The organism is Gilliamella sp. BG7 (genome assembly GCF_046635565.1).
In the GTDB taxonomy this organism is placed as follows: Bacteria; Pseudomonadota; Gammaproteobacteria; order Enterobacterales; family Orbaceae; genus Gilliamella; species Gilliamella apicola_P.
Genome location: NZ_JBIDFB010000012.1, coordinates 77,318 through 89,337, shown reverse-complemented (window position 1 = coordinate 89,337; position 12,020 = coordinate 77,318). Strand labels below are relative to the sequence as shown.

General features: G+C 33.3%; 13 protein-coding genes and 1 pseudogene. 6 read left to right on the top strand and 8 right to left on the bottom strand.

The features are described from left to right. Positions 1–268, bottom strand: a pseudogene (locus ACGH49_RS08925) (hypothetical protein); the annotation flags it as partial. A 548-nt stretch (positions 269–816) separates the two neighbouring features. Here ACGH49_RS08925 and ACGH49_RS08920 point away from each other — a divergent pair. Both ACGH49_RS08920 and ACGH49_RS08915 read left to right on the top strand, forming a co-directional pair. Next, positions 817–1,725 carry an SPFH domain-containing protein gene (locus tag ACGH49_RS08920; RefSeq protein WP_034910684.1) on the top strand — a complete coding sequence of 303 codons (909 nt, stop codon included), beginning with the start codon at positions 817–819 and terminating at the stop codon, positions 1,723–1,725. Between the two features lie 107 nt (positions 1,726–1,832). Next, positions 1,833–2,297 carry an NfeD family protein gene (locus ACGH49_RS08915; RefSeq protein WP_065560179.1) on the top strand — a complete coding sequence of 155 codons (465 nt, stop codon included), beginning with the start codon at positions 1,833–1,835 and terminating at the stop codon, positions 2,295–2,297. Positions 2,298–2,352: 55 nt separating this feature from the next. Here ACGH49_RS08915 and yqfB read toward each other — a convergent pair whose 3' ends face one another. From yqfB to dapD, 7 genes are all read right to left on the bottom strand, one after another. Beyond that, the gene (gene yqfB, locus ACGH49_RS08910; RefSeq protein ID WP_034910676.1) at positions 2,353–2,661 is read right to left on the bottom strand and encodes a N(4)-acetylcytidine aminohydrolase; all 309 of its coding nucleotides are present in this window, start codon (positions 2,659–2,661) and stop codon (positions 2,353–2,355) included. Positions 2,662–2,907: 246 nt separating this feature from the next. Further along, the gene (locus tag ACGH49_RS08905; protein WP_411589061.1) at positions 2,908–5,058 is read right to left on the bottom strand and encodes a carbon starvation CstA family protein; all 2,151 of its coding nucleotides are present in this window, start codon (positions 5,056–5,058) and stop codon (positions 2,908–2,910) included. 303 nt (positions 5,059–5,361) lie between these two features. Next, on the bottom strand, positions 5,362–6,081 hold the full coding sequence (gene btsR / locus ACGH49_RS08900) for a two-component system response regulator BtsR (RefSeq protein WP_411589056.1): 720 nt from the start codon (positions 6,079–6,081) through the stop codon (positions 5,362–5,364). Beyond that, positions 6,081–7,775: a LytS/YhcK type 5TM receptor domain-containing protein gene (locus tag ACGH49_RS08895; RefSeq protein ID WP_411589055.1), complete on the bottom strand. Its 1,695-nt coding sequence runs from the start codon at positions 7,773–7,775 to the stop codon at positions 6,081–6,083. Before ACGH49_RS08895 ends, btsR begins: the two co-directional genes overlap by 1 nt. A gap of 69 nt (positions 7,776–7,844) precedes the next feature. Then, a complete protein-coding gene (locus ACGH49_RS08890; protein ID WP_411589054.1) occupies positions 7,845–8,123 on the bottom strand; it encodes a hypothetical protein in 279 nt (92 codons plus the stop codon). 321 nt (positions 8,124–8,444) lie between these two features. Further along, positions 8,445–8,936 (bottom strand): YajQ family cyclic di-GMP-binding protein, encoded by a 492-nt coding sequence (locus ACGH49_RS08885; RefSeq protein ID WP_065606717.1) that lies wholly within the window; start codon positions 8,934–8,936, stop codon positions 8,445–8,447. Positions 8,937–9,041: 105 nt separating this feature from the next. Further along, entirely contained in the window at positions 9,042–9,866 is an 825-nt protein-coding gene (dapD, locus tag ACGH49_RS08880; protein WP_065606715.1) for a 2,3,4,5-tetrahydropyridine-2,6-dicarboxylate N-succinyltransferase, read from the bottom strand. Between the two features lie 355 nt (positions 9,867–10,221). Here dapD and ACGH49_RS08875 point away from each other — a divergent pair, with 355 nt between their 5' ends. The 4 genes from ACGH49_RS08875 to ACGH49_RS08860 are packed head-to-tail and all read left to right on the top strand — an operon-like array spanning position 10,222 to position 12,001. Next, on the top strand, positions 10,222–10,698 hold the full coding sequence (locus ACGH49_RS08875) for a prepilin-type N-terminal cleavage/methylation domain-containing protein (protein ID WP_411589053.1): 477 nt from the start codon (positions 10,222–10,224) through the stop codon (positions 10,696–10,698). After that, entirely contained in the window at positions 10,692–11,255 is a 564-nt protein-coding gene (locus ACGH49_RS08870; protein ID WP_065606712.1) for a prepilin peptidase-dependent protein, read from the top strand. The genes ACGH49_RS08875 and ACGH49_RS08870 overlap by 7 nt, the downstream gene beginning before the upstream one ends. Further along, entirely contained in the window at positions 11,239–11,673 is a 435-nt protein-coding gene (locus tag ACGH49_RS08865) for a DUF2509 family protein (protein WP_411589052.1), read from the top strand. The genes ACGH49_RS08870 and ACGH49_RS08865 overlap by 17 nt, the downstream gene beginning before the upstream one ends. Continuing rightward, positions 11,666–12,001, top strand: a complete 336-nt coding sequence (locus ACGH49_RS08860; protein ID WP_065606709.1) for a prepilin-type N-terminal cleavage/methylation domain-containing protein — start codon at positions 11,666–11,668, stop codon at positions 11,999–12,001. Before ACGH49_RS08865 ends, ACGH49_RS08860 begins: the two co-directional genes overlap by 8 nt. Positions 12,002–12,020: the final 19 nt, after the last annotated feature.

The following is a 12,020-nucleotide window of genomic DNA, read 5'->3' as shown; positions in this document are numbered from 1 at the left end:
CCTTGTTATAATATAATTCGGCCGTCTCAATATCTCTTTTATCAATTCGGTAAATCTGGCCTAAATTCAATTGCGCTAAAGCATAGGCTTCAGGATTAGCCTGCTTGTCAATCGTTAATAAACAAACTTCTGCTTGTTCGATATCTTTTTTATCTAAATAATAAATCTTAGCCAATTGTAACTGAGCATTTGTATATTTTTCGATGTCATCTTCTCGGGTTATTTTTTTGAGCTGTTCAATTTGTTGATCAATCGTCGTTTTTTCCATTTTAATTCCTATTGTGTTTTATTGTTATATCTAAACTTCAGACTGTTTAAATAGCATGATTTAGGAGGATATTTATTATTTTTAATATTTTGTAGTTTAGTTATGCTAGCTAAACTTATTGCCAATAATTGTGACAGTAGCAATAATACACAGTTTAGCGTTAAGTTAAAAATTCACCAATAAGTTATGGTAAAAATCTAAATTTTTTGTTGAAAGTCATCCCAAACTTATTTTCATATCATTTGGAACTAGTTCAAATTATTTTTGAATCTAGCAATATGACCATTATAATTAGATGATCAAAGATCGCTTCAAAGCCCTCTAACTCAGCACCATCAACATAATAATTAGCCTTGCTCTACACACAATGTCTTCATTAAACAAATAACCAAATTTGTTTATTTTTATAATATTATTTGAAATTACAAGCAGGTTAGTATACTGGCAATGTACTTCTATAATATGAATTATAACTAGGCAAAAAATTTAATAATCTATAAAATGGTTGACTCATTTTTATTATAAAAAATTATAAGGATTTTTGAACTATGCCTGTATTTTATATCGTCATTGGTGTTATTGTTTTGCTTGCGTTAATTACTGTCTTAAAGGCAATTACAATTGTTCCCCAAGGTTATCAATATACTATTGAACGTTTTGGTAAATATACCCATACACTTGAACCCGGTTTAAATATCATTATTCCGTTTATGGATGGTGTTGGTCGTAAAATTAATATGATGGAGCAAGTACTCGATATTCCATCACAAGAAGTCATTTCAAAAGATAATGCTAATGTGCAAATTGATGCTGTTTGCTTTATCCAAGTACAAGAAGCGGCAAGGGCTGCATATCAAGTAAATCAATTAGAGCGTGCTGTCATTAATTTAATGATGACTAATATTCGTACTGTTTTAGGTAGCATGGAATTGGATGAAATGTTATCACAACGTGATCATATTAACTCTAAGTTACTAAGTATTGTCGATGAGGCAACAAGTCCATGGGGAATCAAAATTACCCGTATCGAAATTCGAGATGTTCGCCCACCAGCAGAATTGATTGCTGCGATGAATGCGCAAATGAAAGCAGAACGTAATAAACGTGCCGAAATTCTTGAAGCAGAAGGTGTTCGTCAAGCAGCGATTTTACGCTCTGAAGGTGAAAAACAATCTGAAATTTTAAAAGCAGAAGGTGAAAGACAATCTGCCTTTTTACAAGCCGAAGCGCGTGAACGTGCTGCCGAGGCAGAAGCAAGAGCAACTCAAATGGTATCCGATGCTATTGCTGCAGGTAATATTAATGCTATTAACTACTTTGTTGCCCAAAAATATACTGAAGCATTACAACAAATTGGTTCATCGGATAATAGTAAAGTGATTATGATGCCACTTGATGCGTCAAGTTTAATGGGTAGTATTGGCGGTATTGCTGAGTTGATTAAAAACACGAAATAAAAAATCAATTTTTATACTTAAACATAGTGTTTCCTGAAACTTTTTAACAAAATCTATAAACGCTATGTTTAAGATTTTTACTGAATGTATTATAAAGGTAATCAATAATGACTGATTTTTTTATGGTTTTCTATAGTTCACCCCATTGGGTATTTATTGCTTTAGGCGGTATTTTGCTGATTATAGAATTACTTGGTACTGGCGGATACGGGCTTTGGAGTGGGATAGCTGCCATTATTGTTGGTTTAATTGCTTGGATTTTACCTCTTTCTTGGCCAATTTTATGGATTTTATTCGCAATCCTAACGCTTGTATCTGCTTATCTTTGGTGGCTTTGGCTCAAAAAGCAAGGTAAAGATAAATCAAGTAAAGGCGAAATCAATCAGCCACAACAAGATTTAATTGGTATTAAAACAGTTGTCACAGATGCTATTGTTAATGGCTCAGGTCGAGTAAAAATCAAAGATGGAACATGGTCGGCAAGATGCGTTGAAGATCTTAATGTTGGGCAGCGTGTTGAAATTATTGCTGTGGATGGTCTAATTTTAGATGTGCTACCTATAAATCAATAGTTTTTTTTGCTAGTTATAAAAATAAATAGGGCGCATTAACAATGCGTCTTTTTTATTATAAGAGCGAAAAATGAATTACAAAAAAATGATTTTCATTGGGGTATATGTCAGAAATTACTTTTTTCAAATCACTCAAAGTCATATTTTCTTGTTGGGCATGGTTTTCGGTAAGTTGATCAAATGTAATTTGTGTAATGTTAACTATTTTAATTGTACAAAAATACTCATCAGTTTCAAAAGTTCCAACACGAAGCTTATCACCAACTTTAAAATGTGATTCACTCTTATCTCGAATGGTAATGACTTTTAAACCAGCTAAAATATCAGACTTAAAACGTTGATAAAAAGTAATATCATTTTGCACAGCATTATCCTATGTAACAAATCACTCAAATCGATTATTACTAATTTCGAGTAATTATATTTCAAATAATAATGAATAAATATTAAGTTTCAATTTAGGAGGAAAAATTTATGAGCACATATTGTATTTATACAACAATTATAGCAATAACTTCTTAAAAAATGCCCAACAATCAGTTTAAGATTGATGGGCATAAAATAGCTGATTAATTTCAGATTATAATTCAGGGTACTAAAATGCTATAGCTTAATGTGACATTGTTGTCTTTACACCACCCTCAGGGATTGGTACGTAAGCCGTTTCTTTATCTGTTCTTTGTTTATTATTACGTACTTTTAGTGCCGTCTTAATACCAAAAAAGATAATACCGTAAACAACTAATAAGAATAAAATACTTAAACCAGCATTGGTATAGTTATTAATAACAATGTGGTGCATATTATCAATTTGTTGTGCAGTTAAATCACTACCTTCTGCAATGCGACGATTGTATTCATTCGCTAAATAGAAGAAACCTTCTAATTGCGGATTAGTACTAAATAATTTCAATGCTAATGCCCATGTTGTACAAATTAATAACCAGATAGCTGGTATTATAGTTACCCAAACATATTGCGCACGTTTCATTTTGATTAATACAACTGTCGCTAAAACTAATGCAACCGCAGCAAGCATTTGGTTAGAGATGCCAAATAATGGCCATAAGCTCTTAACACCGCCTAATGGATCAACAACACCTTGATAGAGTAAATAGCCCCATAAGCCAACACAACCTAAAGTACCAATAAAACCTGCAATGAGGGAATCTGTTTTTTTCAAGAATGGAACAAAATTACCCAATAAATCTTGCAACATAAAGCGACCAGATCGGGTACCTGCATCAAGTGCTGTTAAAATAAATAGTGCTTCAAACAAAATACCAAAATGGTACCAAAAGCCCATATTTGCACCAGGTAAAATTTGATGGAACACATGCGCAATACCTACTGCTAATGTTGGTGCACCGCCAGCACGATTTAGCACTGATGGCTCACCAATATCTTTTGCGGTTTGAATAATTTGATCTGGCGAAATAACAAATCCCCAAGAACTTACTGTTGCCGCAGCATGTGCTGTCACATCTTGCAATTGAGTCATAATCATTGGCGCATCTGCAGTACCAAGTTTATGCAGATCTGGCATAGTAATACCTAATGCTGCTGGTGGAGTATTCATTGCAAAATAAAGACCCGGCTCAATAATTGACGCTGCAACTAAAGCCATCATCGCAACAAACGATTCCATCAACATTGCACCATAACCAATAAAACGAGCGTCGTTTTCGTTGGCAAGTAATTTTGGTGTAGTACCTGATGAAATTAAAGCATGGAAGCCAGAAACGGCGCCACAAGCAATGGTGATAAATAAGAATGGGAATAATGTTCCTTTCCAAACAGGCCCTGTTCCATCAACATATTGTGTAATTGCTGGCATTTTTAGATCTGGATTTAAAATAACAATACCAATTGCTAAACCAACAATGACCCCTATTTTTAGGAAAGTCGCTAAATAATCGCGTGGCGCTAAAATTAGCCATACAGGTAACATTGCCGAAACTAGTGCATAGCCAACTAATACATAAGTAATAGTTGTTGCTTTAAAGGTTAAAGCCGGTCCCCAATACGCATCATGCGCTATAACACCACCAAACCAGATAGATAAAACAAGCAACACAATACCAATAATTGATACTTCTGCTACTCGGCCTGGTCTAATAAATCGCATATAAATTCCCATAAATAGAGCTATGGGAACGGTTGAACAGACTGTAAAGACTCCCCATGGGCTTTCTGCCAAGGCCTTGACTACAATTAACGCTAATACTGCTAAGATGATTAACATGATCAAGAAACAACCAAATAGCGCAATAGTTCCTGGTATTACTCCCATTTCTTCTTTGATCATTTCACCTAGCGATGAGCCATTACGACGAGAAGATAAAAACAACACCATAAAGTCTTGTACCGCACCTGCAAAAACAACGCCTGCAAGTAACCAAAGTGTGCCGGGTAAATAACCGACTTGTGCCGCAAGTACTGGACCAACTAATGGGCCTGCACCAGCAATCGCGGCAAAATGGTGTCCAAATAATACATATTTATTTGTTGGGACATAATTTAAACCATCATTATTAATGACCGCTGGCGTGGCGCGAGTTGGATCTAACCGCATGACTCTTTTGGCAATATACAGACTATAATACCGATAAGCGACTAGATAAATCGAAACTGCTGCCGCAACAATCCAAAGTGCGCTAATGTGTTCACCACGCCGTAATGCAATAACTGCTAAACAAATTGCACCAACTATAGCAAGGATAAACCATGGAATATGTTTAAAGATTTTATTATTCATAATGATTCTCTTTGTGATTTGTAAGATTAATTAATCGATACTTAAAACCATAACAAATTGTTAAAAAATTATAATTTAGGATAATGCAAAACTGACATTTTATTGTTATCGCTATACGATTCTTCTAACAATTTTAAGATTATAAGCACTAACTAAAGGTCTTTTTATGCTCAAGCGTATAGTAATTTTTTACTTTTAAGAATGATAATAGTATTTCGTTTACAGGTTAAATTGAGAGAGTGAATGGTTATAATTGATAGGTTAACGGTAAATAAAATGGCTTTGTAAAAAGAGTATTTTAGTTAGCTACAAACCCAATAGCTCTTTAAGAGGTTTTAAATAGCGACGGCTAACCGGCACCGAAATATCATTAATTAGAATAACTTCAACACCGCCAGTTTGATTAAAACGAATTTCTTTAAGTTTTTTTAAATTAATCAGATATTGCCTATGACACCGTACTAAACATGTTTTACTCTCAAGGGTTTTTAATGTTAGTTCAGTCAGATATTCTTGATTTGTTTCATTAAATACCAAAATTCCAGTTATTTTAGAGGCAATATAAAATACATCATCAAGATTTAATAAATAAATTCGGTTATGCCCAATGCATGGAATATAATTCAGTTTCTGATTAATACCTTTTAATTGGTTGATATTTCCAGAAAAACAATGATTATGCAGACGATATAGAGTTTTGTTTAGCCTTTCTGATTCAACTGGCTTAAGTAAATAATCAAATGCTTGTTCTTCAAATGCTTTAACCGCAAACTCTCCATAAGCAGTTAAAAATACAATCCTTGGCATAGTTTCATGATCTAGCATTGATAGCATTTCAATACCATTTATTTTGGGCATTTGAATATCTAAAAACACTACATCTGGTTGATGTCGATGAATCTCTCGAATCGCTTCCATTGCATTATTACATTCAGCAACAATACAAATTTCAGGATCACTTTCAAGCAAGCAGCGCAAATTTTCGCGTGCAGGGAATTCATCATCAACAATAATTACGTTTAACATTAAGTAGTTATATCCTCTGATAACGGTAACATTATCATCACTTTGGTGTACTCATCAGCTTCACACTCTATCTTTATACCATAATCCTCGCCATAACGGATTTTAATTCGTTTATCAACTAAATTAAGCCCCAAACCTTTGGTATCTTTTTTATGTTCACAGTAATTGCCAGCATTGTCAATCACTTCTAAAACTAGCGATTGCTCCAGTTTATAAGCACTAATTGTTACATTGCCGTTACCTATTAATTGAGATATTCCGTGTTTAATAGCATTTTCAACAATAGGTTGTAATGTAAAAGCTGGTAATTTTGCATATTCTAATTCAGTGGGAATGTCGATGTTGATAGTCAACTGATCCGTAAACCGCATTTTCTCGATTTGCAAATAAGCATTAACGTGTTCTATTTCATCTTTTAGTGTAACAATTTCTTCGGTCCGTTTTAAATTTTTTCGGAAAAAAATAGAAAGGTTTTGCACTAACTGTGAAGCCTGTGTTTTATCACGACGAATAACAGCCAATAATGTATTTAAGGCATTAAATAAGAAGTGAGGATTGACTTGTGCATGTAGTAATTTAATTTCGGTTTTAGATAACAACTGCTTATAATGCTCATTTTGTCCAGCCAGAATTTGTGCAGATAATAAGCTAGCAATACCTTCGCCAAGAGTTCGATTTATTGTGCTAAATAACGTATTTTTTGCCTCATAAAGCTTAATCGTCCCCACGACAGTATTGTTTTCCCCTCTAAGCGGAATGACCAGCGTTGAACCTAAACGGCAATTTTTATTTATTGAGCATTGGTAAGGTTGATGAACTCCATCAAGATATTGAACTTCATTTTTTTCGATTGCTTCTAAGGTATTATTTGAGGTTATTAGAGTTCCTGGTAAATGGTGATCATCACCAATACCAATAAAAGCGAGTATTTTTTCTCGATCGGTAATTGAAACAGCGCCAATATCAAGTTCTTGATAAATGATTTCAGCCACTTTAGTACTATTTTGTTGATTAAAACCATCCCGAAGCAAACCTTCAGTACTAACAGCGATTTTTAATGCCTTAGCCGAAAAGGCTGAAGTATAGCGCTCAAATATTGCCCGCCTATCAAGTAAAATCCGCATAAACATCGCTGCACCAATACTATTTGCTACAATCATTGGCGCAGCAATACTCCTAACTGCATGCAACACCACATCAAAAGGTCGTGATATTAATAGCACCAAGATCATTTCGAGCGATTCAACTAACAAACCTAATACACCCACTAAAAGAGGATTATAAATAAGATCTACTCTGCCCTTTTTCATCAGAAAATAATGAAATAATCCACTAAGCAATCCAATTAAAATGGTTGATAGCATACAGCTTTCAGCGGTAATTCCTCCTAAGGTATAACGATGAAGTCCTCCTGTAATTCCCACTAAAAAACCGACTAGTGGCCCACCTAGTAAACCACCCAAAATAACCCCAATTGCCCGTGTATTGGCAATAGTGTCTTCAATATGTAGACCAAAATAGCTTCCCATAATACAAAATAACGAAAATATAAAATAACATACCAATTTGTGAGGTAAATGAATTGTCACTTTCATTAGAGGAATAACGATCGGTGTTTTACTCAGTAAATAAGCAATAACTAAATAAACACACATTTGTTGAAGAAGCTGTAGAACAAGATCCAATTCAAACATAATTTTGACCACATAATCAAAACAGCCGACAACAGTCGGAGAAAATTAGAAAACGATTAATCAAGCAATCTAAAAGATCCAGAATTTTAGCATATCATATTTAATCACAAACTTTACTTGCCTCTTAGTGTGAGGTTTAAAAGTGATATTATCAAAAAACCAAAATAGAGGAATTTTATTAGGAGATTTTAAAGCACGTTCCTGCATTTGAGAAAGAGGAGGATCGATAATAGTGTCAAAAATACCACCAATTTCACCTGCTTCGATTTGCTCAAGCATTTTATTTAACGTTAGATCGCCATTAACATTAATTAAGCACAATTGTACTGCTTTTTCTCGAAGAGTCATTTTTGATAATAAATTATCAATAAAAACTTTCTTTATTTCCTCTATTTCACTAAAAGATTCTCGTGCAAACGAATACCCAGAAAAAATAAAAATATAGCTATTTTTTCATTATAATAAATATTGTTATAATTAAGAGGATAACCAAGTAAATAGCATAACTGGTTCTTGAAAAATTTTGTTCTTTAGCTATTTACATTCAATTCTAAACAAATTGATAGTTATTGTATCCCTTATTCAAACGCTATCTTTTCTGAAAGTTTTTTACAAAGTTTAAGGAGTAAAATCGCTGATATTAGTTAGCAATATCAAATTAATAGTATATTAGTCTCTAAAATTGGTAAATTGAAACGGTTGACCAAATTCACCTTTTTTAACTAGCGCCATAGTGGCTTGTAAATCATCACGTGATTTACCTGTAACACGAACTTGTTCACCTTGAACTTGAGCTTGCACTTTAATTTTGCTGTCTTTGATCGCTTTTACAATTTTTTTAGCTAACTCTTTATCAATACCCTGCTTAAGTTTAACCGTGATGCTATAAAGCTTACCGCTGTGTTCCATTTCTTCAGGGATTTCAAGTGCACCACCATCAATACCACGTTTAGCAAGCTTATCACGCAGGATATCGAGTAATTGTTGTACTTGGAAATCTGATTGGCTTGTTGCTTTAATCGTTTCATTTTTTTCATTTAATTCAAACGATGCTTCAACATTTTTAAAATCCCAACGAGTAGTTAACTCACGAGTGGCATTTTCAACACCATTTTTAACTTCGGGCATTTGAATTTCTGAAACGATATCAAAGGAAGGCATAAATTATCCTCTTCTAAGGGTTATAAAAATAAAATTATCTAGTTAATAATAAATGGAATACGTCGCCTAACAATAATTTAGGCGACTTTAAAATATAAGTGTGAATTAATCGATAGTACGAAGCAATTCATTAATACCTACTTTACCTAAAGTTTTAGCATCAACTTTTTTCACAATAACTGCACAATAAAGACTATATTTACCATCTTTTGTCGGTAAGTTGCCAGAAACAACTACTGAACCAGCCGGTACACGTCCATAGTGAATTTCACCAGTTGCACGGTCATATATTTTAGTACTTTGACCAATAAATACACCCATTGAAATTACGCTACCTTCTTCAACAATAACGCCTTCAACAATTTCGCTACGTGCACCAATAAAACAGTTATCTTCAATAATGGTTGGGTTAGCTTGTAACGGTTCTAAAACACCACCAATACCAACACCACCCGATAAATGAACATTTTTACCAATTTGCGCACAAGAACCAACCGTCACCCATGTATCAACCATCGTTCCTTCATCAACGTAAGCACCGATATTGACATAAGATGGCATTAATACTGTATTTCGAGCAACATAGGCACCTTTGCGAGCAATAGCAGATGGAACAACACGGAAACCTTCTTGCTGGAATCTTGCTTGATCATATTCAGCAAATTTTAATGGCACTTTGTCATAATAGTTAGTCGGACCGCCATCAATCAGTTGGTTTTCGTTAATACGGAAAGAGAGCAAAACGGCCTTTTTTAACCATTGATGAGTTACCCAATCACCATTGATTTTTTCTGCGACGCGCATTTTACCGCTATCTAATAAAGCAATACAACGGTTAATCGCATCACGTGTATCTGTATCAACATTTGTCGGCGTAATTTCAGCACGACGCTCAAATGCTGATTCAATAATAGTTTGTAATTGTTGCATCTCAAGTTTCCTTTAATTTATAGTCCGTTAGCAAATAATAATTAGATGGACAGTATAATATAATCTTCCTCGCTTTTTAAGTGGTTTAATCAGATCATCTAAATCAATACTTCTCTACCCTTTTTTATGATGATTCGTGTTATCAGTAAAAACAAAAAAAACACCAAATAAAAAAGATATAACGAAAATAAACAATCTACCTAAAAAATATGCACTAATTTCTATCGGAATTTTATCCGAAATAAAAAAGTACAATTTATTTGGATAACATGTCACAAATTAAGAGCAGTAAATAACTGGTTATTTTATTCAAAAATATACTAGTCTTATCGCGATCTTTAAAAAAGACAATATTATGCTAAATTGGGGATTTTCATTATTAGAATTGTTAATAACCATCTGTATTAGTGCTATTTTAACTACTATAGGAATTGAGCATTGGAAAGAGCAACAGCTACGTAATGAATTAGCTTATACAACCAAACAACTAGCTTATTTTTTGTATGAAGTTCAAATAAAAGCATCAAGTGAAAACAAAAACTATATTATTCATCAATTTACATCACCTTGGTGCATTGCAATTACTAATGATGAGAAAACCACCTCGTGTAGTGACGGAGTACTTTATTTTATCAAACCTGATAATTCTGTTGAAATTAGTCAATTATCAAACAATAAAAGTGCTTTGATTTTAGGTCGACGCAACTTAGCACAAACAATGTCTTTTCAGTTAAAAAATAAAACAGGTACCAGTAGGATTTTTATTTCTTTGCTTGGACGTATTCGATTCTGTGCGGAAAACAGCTATATAACAGGTCTACCACCATGTTAAAAACGTCTGGATATTCCTTACTTGAATTACTTATTAGCATGATATTATCAAGTTTAATTTTTATGAGTATGGCCTCATTTTACATTCAATTGCAAACAAGAATCATACAAAATTATCAAAAAACACGTTTACAACAGGCTATTGAACTTGGATTGGCTGGTATGAAAAAAGACATAAAAAGAGCAGGTTTTATTGCTAATGACCCAAATAAAATGACAGCTAAAGCTATTAAAATCGACGTTCAGAGAAAATGTATTGTCCTTCGTTACGATAGTGAAATCCGAAACTCTTGGGTTTGGAATAAGTTCAATCCTACAGAGTCTGATGTTTTTACATATCGTTATAAAGAAAACAACATAGCCTATAGAACAGGATCAATAGATTGTTTTGGTGGCAAATGGGAAAAATTATACGATTCAAACGAAATCAAAGTGACCGATTTTACAATAAAACAACTACCTAATGCCATTAGTCTATCTGTTACAGCCGAATTAAGAAAAAATAAGAAGATCAACTATCACACAACAGAAATCATCAAAAATGAAAACCAATTTTAAACAAATTTATACCTCCTCTGGATTTAGCACTGTTTTAATGGTGATTATTTTGATGGTCATGGGCTTGTCGTTATTAATTAGTTTTAATTTACTTATTCTCTCATGGCAAAAAGCTATCTTAATGGAAAGTCAATACTATCAAAAATTTAATCAAGCTAGTTCATCTTTAACGTGGGCAATAACCCAAAATTGGCAACCCCCTAAAACCAATTGGTATTGTATGACTGATCCCAATTATCATTTAAAAGCATGCATAAAAAAATCTTTATTAAAAATTGATAATTACGTATTAGTAAGGGGAGAAGCCAAAGACTTCTATTTATATACACTTACACATTTTGATAACAATCGATTGATTGTTGAAAAAGGTCATTGGCTCGATTATTGTCCTGAAAAAAAGGCAATTTATTGTGAATAAAAAAGAGAAAAAAGTAGCTGGTTTTAGTTTGATTGAAGTTATGATAGCAACGCTGTTATTTTCAATTATTATGTTAGGATTTATTAACTATCAACAAGCTTTGTTTGATAAGCATCATTACTTTACAAACTACTTACGTGCCAACAAAATTGCTTTTCAGCTACTTGATAGTTACCCTTATACTACAAGTCAAATTATTCCTTCTGGTTGGCACTATAAGCTTACCAGTAAAACTTATAATGCCCAGTGTAAAATGGTTGTTATAACGGTTAATACACCTAACAAACAAATTGCCGAGCAGCAACGGTTATTTTGTAATTCACTCTAAATATTTACAAGTTAAATAC

Excerpts from the sequence above, each read along its gene's own strand:
- ACGH49_RS08920 (WP_034910684.1), top strand. The coding sequence starts at position 817 with ATGCCTGTATTTTATATCGTCATTGGTGTTATTGTTTTGCTTGCGTTA.
- ACGH49_RS08915 (WP_065560179.1), top strand. The coding sequence starts at position 1,833 with ATGACTGATTTTTTTATGGTTTTCTATAGTTCACCCCATTGGGTATTT.
- btsR (WP_411589056.1), bottom strand. The coding sequence starts at position 6,081 with ATGTTAAACGTAATTATTGTTGATGATGAATTCCCTGCACGCGAAAAT.
- ACGH49_RS08895 (WP_411589055.1), bottom strand. The coding sequence starts at position 7,775 with ATGTTTGAATTGGATCTTGTTCTACAGCTTCTTCAACAAATGTGTGTT.
- ACGH49_RS08890 (WP_411589054.1), bottom strand. The coding sequence starts at position 8,123 with ATGACTCTTCGAGAAAAAGCAGTACAATTGTGCTTAATTAATGTTAAT.
- ACGH49_RS08885 (WP_065606717.1), bottom strand. The coding sequence starts at position 8,936 with ATGCCTTCCTTTGATATCGTTTCAGAAATTCAAATGCCCGAAGTTAAA.
- dapD (WP_065606715.1), bottom strand. The coding sequence starts at position 9,866 with ATGCAACAATTACAAACTATTATTGAATCAGCATTTGAGCGTCGTGCT.
- ACGH49_RS08875 (WP_411589053.1), top strand. The coding sequence starts at position 10,222 with ATGCTAAATTGGGGATTTTCATTATTAGAATTGTTAATAACCATCTGT.
- ACGH49_RS08870 (WP_065606712.1), top strand. The coding sequence starts at position 10,692 with ATGTTAAAAACGTCTGGATATTCCTTACTTGAATTACTTATTAGCATG.
- ACGH49_RS08865 (WP_411589052.1), top strand. The coding sequence starts at position 11,239 with ATGAAAACCAATTTTAAACAAATTTATACCTCCTCTGGATTTAGCACT.